At 66.9% G+C, this 16,680-nt stretch carries 20 protein-coding genes; 9 read left to right on the forward strand and 11 right to left on the reverse strand.

Annotated elements, in window-relative coordinates; all coding sequences use genetic code 11:
- Positions 1 to 14 precede the first annotated feature (14 nt).
- From hmgA to AAF604_08555, 4 genes are all read right to left on the reverse strand, one after another.
- Positions 15 to 1,256 (reverse strand): hydroxymethylglutaryl-CoA reductase (NADPH), encoded by a 1,242-nt coding sequence (hmgA, locus tag AAF604_08540; protein MEM7049693.1) that lies wholly within the window; start codon positions 1,254 to 1,256, stop codon positions 15 to 17.
- 23 nt (positions 1,257 to 1,279) lie between these two features.
- Positions 1,280 to 2,314, reverse strand: coding sequence for a type 2 isopentenyl-diphosphate Delta-isomerase (gene fni, locus AAF604_08545; GenBank protein ID MEM7049694.1), 1,035 nt, complete (start codon positions 2,312 to 2,314; stop codon positions 1,280 to 1,282).
- A complete protein-coding gene (locus AAF604_08550; protein MEM7049695.1) occupies positions 2,311 to 3,390 on the reverse strand; it encodes a polyprenyl synthetase family protein in 1,080 nt (359 codons plus the stop codon). Before AAF604_08550 ends, fni begins: the two co-directional genes overlap by 4 nt.
- Before the next feature lie 174 nt (positions 3,391 to 3,564).
- Positions 3,565 to 3,804, reverse strand: coding sequence for a hypothetical protein (locus AAF604_08555; GenBank protein ID MEM7049696.1), 240 nt, complete (start codon positions 3,802 to 3,804; stop codon positions 3,565 to 3,567).
- Between the two features lie 88 nt (positions 3,805 to 3,892).
- Here AAF604_08555 and rimO point away from each other — a divergent pair, with 88 nt between their 5' ends.
- The 3 genes from rimO (at position 3,893) to trxA (ending at position 6,743) form a co-directional block, all read left to right on the forward strand.
- Positions 3,893 to 5,278, forward strand: a complete 1,386-nt coding sequence (gene rimO / locus AAF604_08560) for a 30S ribosomal protein S12 methylthiotransferase RimO (GenBank protein MEM7049697.1) — start codon at positions 3,893 to 3,895, stop codon at positions 5,276 to 5,278.
- Between the two features lie 34 nt (positions 5,279 to 5,312).
- On the forward strand, positions 5,313 to 6,284 hold the full coding sequence (locus AAF604_08565; protein MEM7049698.1) for a bifunctional riboflavin kinase/FAD synthetase: 972 nt from the start codon (positions 5,313 to 5,315) through the stop codon (positions 6,282 to 6,284).
- Positions 6,285 to 6,407: 123 nt separating this feature from the next.
- Complete coding sequence (trxA, locus tag AAF604_08570) at positions 6,408 to 6,743, forward strand: thioredoxin (GenBank protein ID MEM7049699.1); 336 nt, start codon at positions 6,408 to 6,410, stop codon at positions 6,741 to 6,743.
- A 103-nt stretch (positions 6,744 to 6,846) separates the two neighbouring features.
- Here the strand turns inward: trxA and AAF604_08575 are convergent, their stop codons facing one another.
- A complete protein-coding gene (locus AAF604_08575; protein MEM7049700.1) occupies positions 6,847 to 7,416 on the reverse strand; it encodes a DUF4126 domain-containing protein in 570 nt (189 codons plus the stop codon).
- Positions 7,417 to 7,574: 158 nt separating this feature from the next.
- Here AAF604_08575 and AAF604_08580 point away from each other — a divergent pair, with 158 nt between their 5' ends.
- On the forward strand, positions 7,575 to 8,918 hold the full coding sequence (locus tag AAF604_08580; protein ID MEM7049701.1) for a PQQ-binding-like beta-propeller repeat protein: 1,344 nt from the start codon (positions 7,575 to 7,577) through the stop codon (positions 8,916 to 8,918).
- 15 nt (positions 8,919 to 8,933) lie between these two features.
- On the opposite strand, the gene AAF604_08585 is transcribed toward AAF604_08580, so the two are convergent.
- The 3 genes from AAF604_08585 to AAF604_08595 form a co-directional block, all read right to left on the reverse strand.
- Positions 8,934 to 10,271: a hypothetical protein gene (locus AAF604_08585; GenBank protein ID MEM7049702.1), complete on the reverse strand. Its 1,338-nt coding sequence runs from the start codon at positions 10,269 to 10,271 to the stop codon at positions 8,934 to 8,936.
- On the reverse strand, positions 10,268 to 10,477 hold the full coding sequence (locus tag AAF604_08590; GenBank protein MEM7049703.1) for a hypothetical protein: 210 nt from the start codon (positions 10,475 to 10,477) through the stop codon (positions 10,268 to 10,270). The genes AAF604_08585 and AAF604_08590 overlap by 4 nt, the downstream gene beginning before the upstream one ends.
- A 113-nt stretch (positions 10,478 to 10,590) precedes the next feature.
- Entirely contained in the window at positions 10,591 to 10,830 is a 240-nt protein-coding gene (locus AAF604_08595; protein ID MEM7049704.1) for a hypothetical protein, read from the reverse strand.
- A 251-nt stretch (positions 10,831 to 11,081) separates the two neighbouring features.
- Here AAF604_08595 and AAF604_08600 point away from each other — a divergent pair, with 251 nt between their 5' ends.
- The 4 genes from AAF604_08600 (at position 11,082) to AAF604_08615 (ending at position 13,917) form a co-directional block, all read left to right on the forward strand.
- A complete protein-coding gene (locus AAF604_08600; protein MEM7049705.1) occupies positions 11,082 to 11,513 on the forward strand; it encodes a BrxA/BrxB family bacilliredoxin in 432 nt (143 codons plus the stop codon).
- 5 nt (positions 11,514 to 11,518) lie between these two features.
- On the forward strand, positions 11,519 to 11,791 hold the full coding sequence (locus tag AAF604_08605; protein ID MEM7049706.1) for a hypothetical protein: 273 nt from the start codon (positions 11,519 to 11,521) through the stop codon (positions 11,789 to 11,791).
- Positions 11,792 to 12,100: 309 nt separating this feature from the next.
- Positions 12,101 to 12,391 (forward strand): hypothetical protein, encoded by a 291-nt coding sequence (locus AAF604_08610; protein ID MEM7049707.1) that lies wholly within the window; start codon positions 12,101 to 12,103, stop codon positions 12,389 to 12,391.
- 197 nt (positions 12,392 to 12,588) lie between these two features.
- Positions 12,589 to 13,917: a hypothetical protein gene (locus tag AAF604_08615; protein ID MEM7049708.1), complete on the forward strand. Its 1,329-nt coding sequence runs from the start codon at positions 12,589 to 12,591 to the stop codon at positions 13,915 to 13,917.
- Between the two features lie 19 nt (positions 13,918 to 13,936).
- Here AAF604_08615 and AAF604_08620 read toward each other — a convergent pair whose 3' ends face one another.
- From AAF604_08620 to AAF604_08630, 3 genes are read right to left on the reverse strand one after another with little or no spacing between them, the layout of a single operon-like run.
- Positions 13,937 to 14,572, reverse strand: a complete 636-nt coding sequence (locus tag AAF604_08620) for a lysophospholipid acyltransferase family protein (GenBank protein MEM7049709.1) — start codon at positions 14,570 to 14,572, stop codon at positions 13,937 to 13,939.
- Positions 14,573 to 14,596: 24 nt separating this feature from the next.
- Positions 14,597 to 15,535: a phosphatidate cytidylyltransferase gene (locus AAF604_08625; GenBank protein MEM7049710.1), complete on the reverse strand. Its 939-nt coding sequence runs from the start codon at positions 15,533 to 15,535 to the stop codon at positions 14,597 to 14,599.
- A complete protein-coding gene (locus tag AAF604_08630) occupies positions 15,532 to 16,137 on the reverse strand; it encodes a CDP-alcohol phosphatidyltransferase family protein (protein MEM7049711.1) in 606 nt (201 codons plus the stop codon). Before AAF604_08630 ends, AAF604_08625 begins: the two co-directional genes overlap by 4 nt.
- 88 nt (positions 16,138 to 16,225) lie before the next feature.
- On the opposite strand from AAF604_08630, the gene AAF604_08635 reads away from it, so the two are divergent.
- Positions 16,226 to 16,627: a DUF423 domain-containing protein gene (locus tag AAF604_08635; GenBank protein ID MEM7049712.1), complete on the forward strand. Its 402-nt coding sequence runs from the start codon at positions 16,226 to 16,228 to the stop codon at positions 16,625 to 16,627.
- Positions 16,628 to 16,680: the final 53 nt, after the last annotated feature.

Genomic DNA, 16,680 nt, shown 5'->3' on the forward strand with positions numbered 1-16,680 from the left:
CTCTCGTGGCGCCGTCAGCGAGCGCCTTCTTCGCCCCGGCCGAGGCGCTCGTGGGCGCGGGCCAGGTCCTGGGACGTGAAAGCCGCCATCAGCGACAGCTCGCCGGCGAGAACGGCCCCGGCGAGAATCTCCGCCAGGCGACCGGCGGCGGTGCCGGGGCGCTCCGCATCGGCCTCGACGCCGAGCAGCGCCAGGCCTTCACTCTGAGTCGCCAATGGCGTGCCGCCGCCGACGGCGCCGAGGGGCAGGTCGGGCATGTAGACCGAGGCGTAGACCGCCTCCGGCCCGCGCGGCTCGATGCAGGTCACCCCCAGGGAGCCTTCGACGACATGGGCCGGATCCTGGCCGGTGGCGAGGAAGAAGGCCGCGATGACGTTGGCGTAGTGGGCGTTGAAGCCCTTCGAAGCGGCGGCGATGGAGCCCAGCAGATTCTTGCGATACTGCGCCTCCACCAGATCGCGGGCGGTGGTCTTGAGATAACGCTTGAGCACCGGCCCTTCGATCACCACCTCGGCGAACAGGCGCCGTCCCCGCCCTTCGAGGAAGTTGATGCCGGCGGGCTTCTTGTCGACGCAGACATTGCCGGACAGGGCGATGCACTCGACTCCGGTGCCGGGCTCGATGAGCTCGCGGACGACCCGGTCGCAGGCGATGGTGGCCATGTTCATGCCCATGGCGTCGCCGGTGTCGAAGCGGAAGCGCAAGAAGACCGAGGTGCCGAAATAGGAGGGTCGGATGTCGAGCAGTCGCAGGAAGCGGCTGGTGCCTTCGGTGAAGGTGCGAATCTCTTCCTCGTGCTCCTCGACCCAGGCGACGAACTCGCGGCTCTGGTCGATGCCGGAGGTGCGGAAGGCGGGGGCCCGGGTCATGCCGACATGGTCGACCCGCACGGTGGCGCCGCCGGCCTCTCGGATGGCGGCGCAGCCGCGGTTGGTGCTCGCCACCAGGGCGGCCTCGGTGGTCGCCAGGGGAGCGAAGACATCGCCGTCGACGTGCTCACCCTTGAGCCGCAGCGGGCCGATCACGCCGACCGGGATCTGGGCCGCTCCGATGAAGTTCTCGCAGTTGCGTCGCGCCGCGCGCTCGGCATCGAGGCTGTAGCGACCGAGGTGCTCGAGGGAGGCACCGGTCAGGCGACTCAGGGCTTCGCGACGGAGGCGCGCCTCTTCGTCGGCGGACAGCCCCTCGGGCATTTGGTGGAAACGACGCTGGCCCCGCGCCAGCTCATCCGCGAGATCATCAGTGATTTCTTGCATTCGCGCTGTCGCCTGGGTCTTGTTCATGACTCGGACCTCTTGGTAATCCTGACCTGACGGAGCTCGGCGATCTTCTGGGCACCTACGCAGAACATCGCGATCTCGAGCTCCCGGAGAGTGCGCTCGATCATTTCAATGACTTTTTCTGGCGACTCCATGGCCGCCGCGAGGAAGGGATATGCCATGCCTGCCAGGTCCGCGCCGAGGGCGAGGGCCTTTGCGATATCGATGCCGTTGCGCAGACCGCCGCTGCCGATCACGGTGGCCCCGGGCACCCGCTGGCAGGCGAGAATCGACTGCGGCGTGCTCAGCCCCCAGTCGCCGAAGAGCTGGCCGAGGTCGAGATCGTCGGCCCGCGCCGCTTCGATGCGGGCCCAACTGGTCCCGCCAACGCCGGCGGTGTCGAGGATTCGGACACCGCGGGCCACCAGCTTGCGGGCGAGGTCCTCGGAAATTCCGCTGCCCACTTCTTTCGCGATCACCGGCACCTCGAGCTCCCGGGCGACCGCTTCGACCTTGTCGAGGAGGCCCCGGAAGTTGCACTGGCCCTCGGGCTGAATCGCTTCCTGCAGCGGGTTGAGATGCAGCACCAGGGCGTCGGCGGCGATCATCTCCACCGCCTGACGACATTCGTCGATGCCGAAGCCGTAGTTGAGCTGAACGGCGCCGAGGTTGGCCAGCAGGGGCACGCTGGGAGCCGCCTCGCGGACCAGGAAGCTGGCGCTGGTGGCGGGCTCCTCGAGGGCCTTGCGCTGCGAGCCCACGCCGACCGCGATCTGGCAGCGCTCGGCGGCGATGGCGAGATTGTGGTTGATCTTCGAAGCCACCTCGGTGCCGCCGGTCATGCAGGAGATCAGCAGCGGTGCCCGCAGCTTCTTGCCGAGGAAGGTCACCGAGGTGTCGATGGCGGCGAGGTCGAGCTCCGGCAGGGCGGCGTGCTCGAGAACGTAGTCCTCGAAGAAGGAGTGGCGCTCCTGCATGCGCTCCTCGAGGGCGAGGCGGATGTGATCCGCCTTGCGGTCCTCGGTGGCGGCGCTGGAGGGGGCTCGGTGGCTCATCGCTCACGCTCCGCCATGCGGTCGACGAGGCCCGCGAAGAAGGCGTTCTCGGGGCCGCCAAAGGCCATCCCGGCGAGCACTCGGCGCGCCTCGTCGAGGCGTTCGGCGATCATCGAGCGCACCTGCTCGAGGGCGCCGCTACGGCGAATGATGGCGAGCACTGCCTCGACCTCGTCTGCGGCCAGGTCGGGACGCCCCAGAGCGCGCCGAACACGCTCCCCTTCGGCGTCATCGACCGCCTCCAGGGTGTGGTGGATGAGATAGGTGTACTTGCCCTCGGCGAGGTCCGAGCCGACCGGCTTGCCGACGGTCTCGGGATCGCCGAACAGGCCGAGGACATCGTCCTGTAGCTGAAAGGCCTCGCCCACCGCTTGGCCGTAGCCGGAGAGGGTGGTGACGACATCATCGCCGGCGCCGGCGAGCAGGGCGCCGAGCTGCATCGGCCGCTCTACCGAGTAGCGGCCGGACTTGAGGCGCAGCACGTCGAGGAGGTCTTTCTCACTGGCCGTGCGCCGCACCGCCAGCAGCATTTCGAGGTACTGGCCTCCGATCACCTCGCGGCACATCTCGCCGAAGCAGCGGTCGAGGTCGCCGGCGCGGCGCGCCGCGGCCGGGTGGAGGAGAGACTCGGAGAAGCGTTCCACGGCCCAACTGTGAGCCAGGTCGCCGAGGAGGATGGCGGCGGCGCGGCCGAACTCGGCCGAATCACCGGACCACTCCTGGCTGCGGTGGAGCTCGGCGTAGCGCACGTGGGGTGTCGGCTGGCCGCGGCGCAGCGCCGAATGGTCCATCAAATCGTCGTGGATCAGCAGGTAGGCGTGGAGCAGCTCGGTCGCCATCGCCGCCGGGAGGACGGCGCTGCGATCACTTCCGCCACAGGCCCGAAAGGTGAAATAGACCAGGGCCGGTCGCAGGCGTTTGCCGCCGGCGAGGACGAGATCGGCGACGGTGTCGGCGAGGTCTCCGGCTTCCGGCAGCTCGATCCGGGCCTGCTGCCGGCGTGCGCCGAGCCAGGCGTTCATCTCGGCTTCCAGCAATTCGCGGAAACCTGCTAGGAGCTCGGAGAAGCCGCTCACGCCGGCCTCCGTTGCTCCACGAGGAGCCATCGTAGACAAGAAGGTTGCTCCCTTCGTCGCACTGCTACTCTGAATCGCGTCGGCGCATCGCCGCGCGAGTGAAAACTCCCGTCTCGACGTAACGCCGAGGGAAGTGGTGTCAGCCCAAGCTACGGGCTGAGAATCGCCGCTGTTTCAGGAAAGCGGTGTCTTCGAGCGGGGGAGCTGCTGGTGGGTGCGGCCGGTGTGGTGGGGATTCGACACCCGAACCGCCAAGAGGGGACGGTGGAGAGCGATTCTCGACACCGTCTGGAACAGCTTGACCTTCTGAAATCTCTGCAGGAGTCTGTCCGCCATGGCGACGGCCGGCTGCAAGAACTCCGGCAGCCGGGTCAAGACAAAGGTCTTGGCGAAATTGCGGGCGAACAGAATCACGGCTATTAGAGAGCGGGTGCTGGCTTTCGAAAAGCAATCCCGATCGGCGCGAGTGTAGCACAGGAAGCTCTGCTACACTCCGCGCGCTATGAGCGACGCCGAACGCCGCCCCCGCGTGGGCATGATCAGTTTGGGCTGCCCCAAGAACTTGGTGGACAGCGAGGTGATGCTCGGTGAGCTCAGCAAGGCCGGCTATGAAGTGGTCGCCGACGCGGAACAGGCCGAAACCGTCATCGTCAACACCTGCGGCTTCATCGAAGAGGCCAAGCAGGAGAGCGTCGAGGCCATCCTCGAGATGGCCGAAGCCAAGAAAGACGGTGCGACCCAACGCCTCCTGGTGGCCGGCTGCATGGTCAATCGCTACGGCGAGGAGCTGTCGAGCTCGGTGCCCGAGATCGATGGCTTCATCAGCCTCGACCAGATCCGCGAGGTCGGCCGGGTGGTTCAGATCGGCGGTGCAGCACCGCCGCCAACGCCCTCCCATCAGGTTTTCGACCACACCGCGCCGCGTCTGCTCACCACCCGCGGCTATGCCTATCTGAAGGTCGCCGAGGGCTGCAACAACCCTTGTACCTTTTGCGCCATCCCGTCGTGGCGTGGACGCTTTCGCAGCCGCACCATCGAGAGCCTGGTGAGTGAAGCCCGGCAGCTCGAGGAGGGCGGCCTGAGCGAGCTCTGCTTGATCGCCCAGGACACCACTCGCTACGGCGAGGATCTCGATCTCGGGCGCCATGGCCTGGCACGGCTGGTCGAGGCCCTGCTGGCCGAGACCAGCATTCCCTGGATCCGCTTCCTCTACGCCTATCCGACGACCCTCGATGTCGAGCTCCTCAAGCTGATGGGAAGTGAGCCGCGCTTCGCTTCCTATGTCGACATGCCGCTGCAGCACAGCCATCCCGAGATCCTCCGCGCCATGCGGCGTGGCGGCTCGGCTCGGCGCTACCTGCGGCAGCTCGAGAAGGCTCGGGAGCTGGCCCCGGACATCTTCCTGCGCACCACCTTCATCGTCGGCTTTCCGGGAGAGACGGAAGCGCACTTCGAAGATCTGGTGGATTTCGTTCGGGAAGCGCGCTTCGATCATCTGGGAGCCTTCGCCTACAGCCCAGAGCCGGGAACGCCCTCGGCGGAGCTCGGCGGGCGGGTGCCCGGCCAGGTGGCGCGCCGTCGCTACGAGCGACTGCTCGAGGCGCAGCAGCCCATCGCCCTCGAAAGCCGGCGGCGCCTGGTCGGCCGGCGTCTCGAGGTGCTGGTCGAGGGCGTCCACGAGGAGACCGACCACCTGCTGGTCGGGCGACACCACGGGCAGGCGCCGGAGATCGATGGCCGAGTGCTGATCAACGATGGCTTGGCCGCTGCCGGTCGCCTGGTGGAAGTCGAGATCTCGGAGGCTTTCGCCGACGATCTGGTGGGGCACATCGTCGGACCGGTCGGGGTCGAGGGAATCGAGCTCGCCGGAGCGGTTTCCATTGCCTGACCGCAGTCTGCGGTCGATCCGTTAGAGTCCGAACATGCCGGTCGTCGTCGACGCCTTCCACGCCACCGATCTGCCCACCGGAGGGGTGGCCGCGATCGGCAACTTCGACGGCGTCCACCGCGGCCACCAGGCCCTCCTCGAGCGCGTCACGGCGCGCACCCGGGGCACCTCCCGGCCGGCCCTGGTGGTGACCTTCGAGCCGCATCCGCTGAGCGTCCTGCGCCCGGAGCGAGCGCTCCAGCGCCTGACCTCACGGGATCAGAAGGCCCGCCTCCTCGAGGCCGCCGGTATCGAGTTCGTCCTGATGGTGTCCTTCACCCGCGAGTTCTCCCAGACGCCGGCGCGGCGCTTCGTCGAGGAGTTCCTGCACGGTCGCCTGGGCCTCGAAGAGATCTATGTCGGGGCCGGCTTCGTCTTCGGCCACGAGCGCGACGGCAACCTCGAGCTGCTGCAGTCGCTGGGGGCGGAGCTCGGCTTCAGCGCCCACGGCGTCGAAAAGGTGGCCCAGGGCGGCGAGCGCATCTCGAGCACCCGGTTGCGCGCCGCCATCGCCGAGGGCCGAGTCGCCGATGCCCGGGAGATGCTCGGGCGCGCTTACGAGGTCACCGGCCAGGTGGTGCGGGGAGACCGCATGGGGCAGCGCCTCGGCTGGCCGACCGCCAACCTGGCGCCGGAGAGCGAGATCCTGCCGGCGGATGGGGTCTATGCCACCCGCATCCATCTGCCGAGCTATCCGGCGACCTTCGACAGCGTCACCAACATCGGAACCCGACCGACCGTTTACGAGAACTATCAGCGGGTCCTGGAGAGCCACATTCTCGGCTTCGACAACGACGTCTATGGTGAGTCGGTGGAGGTGCAGTTCTTCCAGCGGCTGCGCGAGGAGCGGATCTTTCCGACCATCATGGATCTCTCGGCTCAGATCGGACGTGATGTCGAGACGACGCGAGAATTTTTCGCCGCCCTTCGCAGGTTAGAAGGGGAGCAGGAGGGCGGTGCCGGATGACGGCCCGACAGCCCGTCGACGACGGGCGGCCTTCCATCGGCAGATTATCGAGAAACCCGAATTTCTTCGTTTCTTCCGCTCGCGCCTAGGCCGCGAGCCCATCCAATTGGTAAAGGACCCCCCATGGCTTCAGACAAGATCCTCACCGTCGATCAAGAGAACTTCCAATCCTCCGTCCTGAGCTCGGACGTGCCCGTGCTGGTGGACTTCTGGGCCGAGTGGTGTGGTCCTTGTCGCATGGTGGCGCCGCACCTCGACGCCCTCGCCGACGAGATGGACGGCAAGGTTCGCATCGCCAAGCTCAACATCGACCAGAATCAGGAGCTGGCGGTGCAGTTCCAGGTGCAGAGCATTCCGACCTTCATCCTCTTCAAGGATGGCCAGATCGCCGATCGCATGATGGGCGCGATGCCCAAGTCGGCCTTCGAGTCCTTCCTCGATCGCAACCTGAGCGCCTGACCGACGACGGACGAGGTCCGTCGACTTCAGCGGCCGAGACCCGAGCCCGCGGTGGGCGAGGGCTCGGCCGTTTGGCGTTTCGAGGCGGGAGCGGCGGTCGCCGTCAGGCGGTCTGGCCCTTCGGCGGGCGGGCGAAGAGGAAGCGCCGACCGACGAACAGCATCAGCCCCAGGACCACCAGGAAGGCGACCACCGGGACGGCCAGGGCGAGGACCGAGAGGCCGGCCGAGGCGGCGACCTCGCTGGTCGAGACCAGAGGGTTCCCGAAGCCCGCCGTGGTGAGGGTGGAGAGCTGGCGAGTGCTGGTGGTCAAACCCTGGACCACGGTCGCCGCGCTGCCGCCGGCCACCGCGGCCAGCGTCCACTGCAGGAATGGATCGAGGTCGGTGACCACCGAGGCCGTCAGCACGACGCCGGCCACCACCGCGCTGGGGCTGGCCAGCAGATCGAGGGCATTGTCCAGCCAGGGCACGTAGTAGGCCAGGACCTCGAGCACGGTGGCGACTCCGAAGGCGATCAGGGCCGGCGTCGACCCCATCCAGTCGAAGCCCTCGGCGAGATTCAGGTGCCCCGTGCGCTGCGCCAATCCGACGATCAGGAAAGGGACGAAGATGCGAAAGCCGGCGGCGGCGCTCAATCCGGTGCCGATCAGAATGCTCAGAACGATCTCCATGGCGGTTCCTCCTCTTCTCCTTGTACGTCCTCAGGATACGAAATATTCCGCGACTCGGGTGGGTCGACTGCATCCAGCGGCTGGCCGTTGGCGAAATCGCTGGTGACCGAATCAGGTGCCACCGCGTGCACTCCCTTTCAGAACCGATGAGGAAATCCATGGGTCGATCCACTCTCTGCGCTGTTCTGCTCGTTCTCTCTGCCTCACAGGTCGCCGCCGACTGGAGCCGCTTTCGCGGCCCCGACGGCTCCGGATCGGTGTCCGGTCCGGCGGTGCCCTCGGAGTGGTCCCTCGAGAACAATTTGAAGTGGCGAACGGCCTTGGTCGGCAAAGGCCTGTCGTCGCCGATCGTGCATGGGGAGCGGGTCTTCGTGACCGCCTACACCGGCTACGGCATGGATCGGCGGAAGCCGGGGGAGGTGGCCGACCTGGTCCGCCACCTGCTCGCCTTCGACCGCGCCACCGGCGAGGAGGTTTGGCGGGCTTCGGTGAAGACACCCGGTGGGGAAGATCCCTACGAGGGCTTCTTGACCCAGCACGGATATGCCAGCAGTACCCCGGTGACCGATGGCGAGCGGGTCTATGCCCTGCTCGGCAGGTCGGGACTCTACGCCTTCGATTGGGAGGGCAAAGAGCTGTGGCGCCAGGAGGTCGGGACGAAGTCCGATCCCGCCCGCTGGGGCAGTGCCGCCAGCCCGATCCTGGTCGGCGACGTGCTGGTGGTCAATGCCGGAATCCTGGGGCACCACGTTCTCGGCCTCGACAAGCGCACCGGGCGTCAGCTCTGGGCGCTGGAGAACCCGGCCTTCACCAACTCCTGGGCGACGCCGGCGGTCTACCGCGGGAGCGAAGGAACCCAGGTGCTGCTGCACTTTCCCTTCAAGGTCATTGCCCTCGAGCCGCAGACCGGGAAAGTTCTCTGGTCCGCCCGCACGCCGCTCGACGATTCCGCGGTGCCGAGCATCGTGATTCGCGATGACGTCGCCTTCCTGATGGGGAGTCGGGCCGGTCACGGCATGGCGGTTCGCCTTGGGGGCAGCGGCGATGTCTCCGGCACCCATGTTCTCTGGCAGCGCAAGTTGCGCGCCGGAATCACCACGCCGGTGATCGTCGACGATGCCATCTATTGGGCCTCGAACGGCATTTTCATGGCCCATGACCTGGCGACCGGCGAGCCCATCTTTCGCGCTCGACTGCCGCGCATCGGCGCTCCGACGGGGCGCTTTCCGAATGTCGACTACTCCTCGCCGATCGTGGTCGCGGGCAAGATCATCCAACTCACGCGAAGCGGTGAGAGCTATGTCATCGAGCCCGGCAAAGAGCTTCGTTTGGCCGGCCACAATGCTGCCTTCGAGGGCGATGAGACGGCCTTCAGCGCAACCCCGGCGGCCAGCGGTGGGGAGCTGTTCTTGCGCTCCGAGGGCTTTCTGTACTGCATCGCCGCGGCGTCGGAACCGGGCGGCGACGATCCGCCTCAGCCCGCGAATCAAGCCAGTCGCTGAACCACGGCTGGCCACCTACTGTTCGAAACGCAACTCCGGGTTGTCGCGCGACTGGCGCAGGTAGAGGTGGACGCGACGCACTAGCTGCGGTGAGACCAGGTCGACTTCCGCCGCCTGGCGGAAGTAGCTCAGGGCGATCCTCGCCTCGCGGTGGATTTGGCGGTCCTGGAAGATCGGGAGCATCTCGCGGGCGAGCCGTCGAAGGTCGGCCTCCCGCCCCTGCTGGGCATAGATCGAGGCGAGGTCGAGGGACACCAAGGCGGCGTCGTAGACGATCTCCTGGTCGAGAAAGCCGCGTCGAGCCTCGAGCAGCCGTCCTTCGGCTTCGTCGAGCTGGCCCAGGCCGCGGAGGATCTTGCCTTCGACCCACAGGCGCCGGCGCTGAGTCCAGGCGTCCGGGAATTGTTCGTAGAGGGGCCTCGCCTCGCGCAGCACGGCTCGCGCCTCGAGGTGCTTCTCGAGGTCGCTGAGATAGTCGGCGAGGTTGTGGCGGGCGCACAGCCGCAGGCGCGGCTCACGGGCGGCATCGAGGTACTCGACCGCTTCGCGCAGCACCTCGGTGGCCTTTTCGGGGGCGCCGATGGCGCGATGGAGGGAGGCTTTCGAGATCAGGGCGCGGCCGGCGCGGTGGGTCTCGTCCGCCGACCGGTAACGGCGAATGGCCCGCTGTAGCAGATGGGTGGCTTCGTCGAAGCGGCGCTGGTCCTTGCGCAAGGTGGCCGTCAACTCCAGGATGCGGGCCTTCTCGAGGGGGTCACCGGTGCCGAAGCGCAGGGCCTCGTCGGCCTGGACGAGGAGAGCTTCGGCGGCCTCCAGGTCCGAGCGCATGCGCAGGCTGTTGGCGAGATAGGCCAGACCGCGGGCGCGCAAGTCCTCCTTGAGGGCGAGCTCCTGCGAGTCACCCTCGAGGACCTCGATCACCTGCAGCCCCAAGCGGGCGAGAATTTCGGCCCGCACCGGGTCGTCGAAGCTGCGAGCGCGGGAGCGGTCGAGGAGCAGCTCGGCCAGCGGCCAGCTGCGCAGCCGCGGGTCCTGCTCGATGGAGCGCCGGCGTTCGGCAGCCGGTTGCAGCAGCAACTCGGCGAGCAGCACCGGCGCTTCGGCCTCTTCGCGGCTCAGGCTCAAGCCCGCTTGCTGGGCCCTTTCCACCACCCGGTCCAGGATGCCCTGATAGCTGGCCGTCGGCCAGGCGATCACCCGTGCCAGGGGACCATCCTCCTGGTCGATCAGCCGCTTCATTTCGCCGCGACAGCGCTCGCAGTCGAGCAGGTGTTTCAGGCACTGGCGCTGTAGCTTGCTCTCGATCCGGTCGAGCAGGGAGCCTAGGGTCGTGCGGTTGGGATGGAGCTTCACGGCCGGCTCTCCCGCAGCACTTTCTGGGTGACCATTTCGAGGATCCAGGCCTCGGGGCTCTCGATGTCGCGATGCTTGCGAGCGTAGATCGCGAGCACGTCTTCGACGATGCGGCCGGCCTGCTGCGGTGGGACTTCGTGACGCAGGAACAAGAGCTCGAGGGCCGGGGAAAGGCGGTCGAAGATCTCTTCCAGATATTCCGGCATGCGCTCGATACTCGGTTCAAATAATTAATTTCTGGAGAGTATACCTCATTTCGACACGCGAGGGCGCCGGCGTCATCGCGAATTCGGTGACGATCACGCCGGCGCCGAGGGCCTCAGAATTCCTCGTCTTCGATCGCTCGCAGGCCGTTGGGGTCCATGTCGGAGCCGGCTTCGTTGCCTTCCTCCGGCGGCGGAGCCTCGCTGCCGACGACGCGCTCGATGACGCTGAAGATCCTATTCCAAAGGCTCTCACGCTCCGCTTCTTGGGCGCCAAAGGCGGCGCCGGAGAGGGCGAGGCCGAGGATCAAGGTCCAGGCGATGAGGGGGCGAGGGTGGGTTTTCTGTCGACGCATGGTGCCTCCGTTGGTGGATTGGCGGATGTTGCCCTGGCTGGGCTACGGTTCGCTAATCAAGAGGTGATTCCAGGAATGATATTCGGGACAAAAAATTATCGAAATAAGAAATTTTCAAACTAACCCCCAGCTCCTTCGGAGCGGGGTGGCCTGAGCGCTTCCTTGGCATAGAATTGGAATCCCCACGGGCGTTGCCCGGTTGCGTATTCCCGCAGAGTCCGAGACCTATCTTTCCGAGGAGGAGTGAAGCAATGCCCTACAGCCCACTGCTGGTCAAGCCGATGCGCGAGGAGCTCACGGCGATCGGCGTCGCCGAGCTGCGCAGCGCCGAGGAGGTCGATCAATTCATGAGCCAGAAGACCGGCTCCAGCCTGCTGGTGGTCAATTCCGTCTGCGGTTGTGCCGCCGGCATGGCGCGTCCGGGGGTTCGCCTGGCGCTGGAAGCGGGACCGGCGCCGGCCCGTGTCGGCTCGGTATTCGCCGGCCAGGATGTCGAAGCGACGGCGCGGGCGCGGGCGTATTTTCCGGAGATTCCTCCGAGCAGCCCGTGCATGGCGATCTTCCACGATGGTGAGCTGGTGTTCTTTCTCCCACGGCATCGCATCGAAGGGCGATCGGCGCAGGAAGTGGCCCAGGATCTGGTGGCGGCGTTGCAGGAGAACGCTTCGCCGGCGACCGCCTGAGCGCGATGGGTACCTTCCATCAGAACAAGCACGCCCTCCACGGCATCACGGTGGTGGTCGAGACGGCCGGCGGAGAGACCTTCGTCGGCCGTTGTGACGACATCACCGAGGAGCAGGTGATCCTGCGCGATGTCGATGTCCATCGACCCGAAGAGGGCGGGCCTACGAAAGCGGAGTACCTCTCCCGGGCAGCACGCTTCGGGGTTTGGAAGAAGCACGACCGCCTGGTGTTGCCGCGGCAGAAGGTCGAAGCGATCGCGCGTCTCGGCGAATTCTGACCTTTTCGGGGCCTGCGCGCCCTTTTCGCGCCGTCTGCCGCCTCGAATCGGCCCCTCGACGGCCTCCGCGAAGTACCGAAAAGATAAGTATTGACAGTCTTTTTCGGCTCACTCCCGGGTGAGTCGAAAGGGGTTCCTTTGATCGCGCTTATTTACGTGTTAATATTTCGATAATTCGCTGGATCAGGGCGCTCTGGAGGGTTGACTGTCCCCCTGACGGGGTGGCCGACTCACAGAACTAGTGGAGGAGGGATTCTCGGCTCCCGCGGTGGGAGACCCCGGTCCCTTGGAAAACTAGGAGGCGAGACAATGACCCGTTTTTCGAGAATTCGCCGCGTCGCGATCCTTCTGTCGGTGGCTCTGATGATGCTGCCGGCAGGCACCCTGTGGGCTGGCCCGTGGGATTCGGCCGAAGGCGAGACGACATTCTTCCAACAGTGGTACCAGCAGCTCGTCGAGTGGGCCGAGAAGGTCGAGAGCATGTGGGGCGGGAACGAGGGGGGTGGCTTCGATCCCTTCGGTATTTCCGCCGCGGCACACAGCGGTGAGGGCGAGGAGCCGACCTCGAACTTCGAGTTCGGAAGCGCCGAAGAGGAGTGATCATCGGCGTATCGAAAGGTGATTTCGGCGATTTCCGTTGTCCCCTTTTCAGACGCTGATGAAACTACCGTATTAGGGAGCTCGCGAGGCACACCATGGGGTACTTCACCGGACGCCTTCGGATCCCCTTGAAATATAGTGATTTTGACTATTTCGAGGTCCCATGAGGGTACTCCCCGAAGCCGATGAATAACCACTTGACAGCCGCTGAGATCCGTCGCTTCCTGGCGGCCGAGACCGCTCTCCAGAATCGCGCCGCGGCACTCCATCTCTTGGAGTGTGAGCAGTGTCGCAAGGCGGCCGTCGAGGCCCTTGGCGCGGGCGGCGGAGAGCGGTCCGTGCTCGCCAAAGTTCTGCCCTACGGGCGCGCCGTCGAGAAACCGGCGGCGCCCGTCGGCGGCGACCTCAAGTCGCGGCTGCATGTCGCTTTCCAGGAGGTGCAGGGAAGCTCGCCGCTGCTCGACGATCTCCTCGCCTACTCCTGCGACTGCTGGCCGATGCTGATTCGCAATCAGGCCAAGTATCAGAACCTGGGTTTCGCCCAGCGCTTGATCCAGGAGGGCCTGGAAGAGGGCTACGGTGAGCTGCGGCGGGCCTTGGCTCTCGCTGAGGCCGGCCTCCAGGTGCTCGGCACCCTCGAGTCCCGGCACTACGGGGAGGTGCTCCTCGCCGAGACCCGAGGACGCGGGCTGAGTGTGCTCGGCAACTGTCACCGCCTGCGTGGCGAATTTCAGCAAGCGGAAGGTTGCTTCGCGCAGGCCGGCGAGCTGCTGAGCCAGGCGGCGGATCCGATCGAGGAGGGCAACTTCCTCTACCTGCGGGCGATTCTCGACAAGGATCGCGGGAACCTCGATGTCGCCCTGGCGGGCTTCGAACAGGCGGTGCAGCTCTTCGAGGAGGCCGGCGACGAGCTCAAGGTGGCACGCGTTCTGACCTCGATCGGCAATCTGCACCTCGATCGCGCCTGTCCGGAGGACGCGCTGGCGCCGCTTCTCGAGTCGCTGGCCCGCTCCGACGAAGGGGCCGATCCTCGCGCCGTCCTCTATTCGCGCGCCAACCTGGCGATTTGCTTCGCCGATCTCGGCGAGTTCGCCGAGGCGCGCAACCTCTTCGAGCAGTGCCGCGAAGGCTTCTCGCGGTTCGCGGACAGCTACACCGTCATCCGCGCCTGCTGGCTGGAAGGCGTCATCGCCTCCGGCTTCGGCGAGGTCGAGATGGCGGAATCCCGTCTCAAGGAGGCCTTCGAGGCCTACCAGCAGGAAGAGAAGCTCTTCGATGCCGCCCTCGTCGCCCTCGATCTGGCCCTGGTTCTCAATCGCCAGGGGCGCTTTTCGGAGGTCCGCGACCTGGCGCGACAGTCGCTGGCTGCCCTGGTGCCGGCTGGCGTCTTCAAGGAAGCGGCGACGGCTCTCGCCTTCTTCCACCAGGCGGCCCACCAGGAAAAAGTCTCGGAAGAGGTCATTCGCGGCGTCGCCCGCTTCCTGCGGCTGGCCAAGACCGACCCCTCGCTCTCGATCCGCACCTGAGCCGGTCGGCGGACTGCCGTTACTCCCACTCGGCGGCGGGGCAGGCCTTCTCGAGGTCTGCGATGGCGGTGCCGTAGCTCTCCAGGAATTGGCGCGGGTTCTGGTGGTCCCGGCCCTGTAGGGCGGGCCCCACGAACACGTCGCAGAAGAAGGGCACCGGCAGCAGGCTGCCTTTGGGCAGGGCTTTGCCCAGGCCGTGGAGGAAGATCGGGATCACCGGCACCTCGGGGCGGCGCTCGGCGAGCCTGCCCAGCCCACTCTTGAACTCTGCCATGCGCTCCGGCTCGCCGCGGGTGCCTTCCGGAAACAGGATCAGTAGCTCGTTGCGATCGAGGGCGTCCTCGAGAGCGGCGAGGGGATCGCCGCTGCGGCTTCCTCGGCGCTCGATCGGCAGGATCCCGAGGAGGTGACGGGAAAACCACGCCAGCAAGGGATTGCTCAGGAAATAGTCGGCGGCGGCGACCGGCCGGATGCGGCCGGCGAGGCGCTGAGGGAGCAGCGACAGGAGCACGGCGGTGTCGAGATGGCTGTTGTGATTCGCCGCCAGGATCGCCGGGCCGGAGGTCGGCAGGCGCTCGCGATGGCGGACGTTGAGGCCGAGGACGATCAGCACCACCGGGCGCAGGACGAGAGCGACGAAGAGGTGCTTGAGCACGGGAGTTGGGTCCGAGGGCGCGGCCTAGTAGTAGAGGTAGTAGACGAAGTGGAAGAACAGCGGGGCGGTGTAGGTCAAGCTGTCGATGCGATCGAGGATGCCGCCGTGGCCGGGAATCAGGGAGCCCGAGTCCTTGAGCCGAAGGTCGCGCTTGAGGGCCGAGATGACGACGTCGCCGAGGAAGCCGCCGAGACCGATGATCAAGCCCGCGGCGAGGGCATCGCGCGGCACCAGGGGAGTGAGGTAGGGAGCCGCCAGGTAGGCCACGAGAACGGTCGTCGCAACGCCGCCGAGGAGCCCTTCCAAGGTCTTGCCGGGGCTCACCGAGGGCAGCGCCGGCCGGCGTCCGAAGAGGCGGCCCCAAAGGAACTGGGCGACATCGTTGAACTGGGTCAGGAAGACCAGAAAGAGCAGCAGGCCGGGGCCGCCGCCGGCGGGATTGCCGCGGGCCGGCAGCACCAGCAAATAGGCGATGTGGCTGAGGCTGAAGACGGTGGTCATCATGCCCCAGTGGAGGATGCCGGCGGCCCGCAGGAAGCCACGGGTCTCGCCGATCAGCACCATGCGAGTCGGGATCAGCAGGAACATGTAGACCGGCACGAAGATGATGAACATGCCGTACCAGGCGCGCGCGATCCAGAAGAACTGAAAGGGGATCGACAGGTAGGCCCAGAACAGCACCCGGCGGTCCGCCCGGCGGGTGGGCACCAGGGAAAGGAACTCCTTCAGGGCGAGAAAGGAGACGAAGGCGAAGAACACCAGGGTGACGGTGCGATTGGCCACCAGGGCGAGGGCGAAGACCACCGCCATGATCCACCAGCTCTTGATTCGTAGGCGCACCTCGTTCAAGGCCAGATTGGGCTTCAGCCGGCCGAGCACGACGACGATCAGCGAGGCGACGACCAGCAGGGCGAAGATCCCGCCCAGGCTGATCAGCACGGCGCGAGGTAGGTCGAGGGTCATGGCGCCGCTCGCAAGGCGCCCTGCACGCGGCGCAGGATGGTGATCGCCAGCAGGGCGAGGACAGCACCCTGCACCCAGAGGAGCCAGGGGTGTGGCGCCAGGCCGAGGCCGAGAAGCAGGCCGACGAGGCCGAAAACGAGGGCTCGGTCGCTCTTGCCCATCGGGCCGTCGTAGCGCCGTTCGGCGCCGACGGCGAGGGCCGCCAATCCGGCGACCTCGGTGATCGCGGCCGCCAGCGCCGTGAGCACCGCCAGTCGCGGCTCGAAGCCGGGGACCAGGGCGAGGGGAAGGTAGAGGGTGCTGTCCGAGAGGACGTCGCCGAGCTCGTTGAGGAGGGCGCCGAGGGGGCTGCGCAAGTCGTGCTCACGGGCCAGCATGCCGTCGGCGGCGTTGAGCGCCATGCGCAGCAGGAGGAGGGCCGGCAGCGCCAGCAACAGGCCCTTCGAGGTCGGGCGCAGGGTGATGGCGATACCCCAGAGGAGCGACAAGAGAAGAGCGCCGACGGTGATCTGGTTGGGGCTGACGCCGAGCCTGGCGAGCCCCCGCACCAAAGGCCGCAGGAGCCGCTGAAAGGCTGGCTTCAGATCGTACACGCTCGCCATCGAATGCACCCCTTTCCCGATTCGCCGACGATACTATGCCGCCGACGAAGGAGTGGGTTTTCGGCGGCGCGACGGAGGAGATCGAGCGATGAGCCAGGTGGCAGGGAGCAAGAGTCTGACGGCCGGGGGTTTGATGGCGGCTTTGGCGGTGGCCGGTGGCGCTTTCGGGGCCCATGGCCTCGAGGAGCGCCTGGAGCCGGCGGCCCTGGAGCTCTGGAACACGGCCTTCCATTACCTGATGGTGAGCGCCCTCGGGACTTTGGCCGGCGGCGTGATGGCGCGCCTCGGTCTGGCGACGGCGTGGGGGAGCGCCTGTCTCGCCGGCGGCGGCCTGATCTTCGCGGGCACCGTCGCAGCCCTCGCCCTGGGCGGACCGCGCTGGCTGGGCGCCATCACGCCGATCGGCGGGACGGGGCTGATCATCGGCTTTCTCGGCCTCGCCTGGGCCGGCTGGCGGGGCCGGTCTCGGATCAGTCCGCCGGCGAGCTGATTTCGCCATTGCCCCGGCGGGGGCCTTTGGCTACCATGGGCGCGTTTCCGTCC

The sequence above is a fragment of the Acidobacteriota bacterium genome (genome assembly GCA_039028635.1).
Taxonomy (GTDB): Bacteria; Acidobacteriota; Thermoanaerobaculia; order Multivoradales; family JBCCEF01; genus JBCCEF01.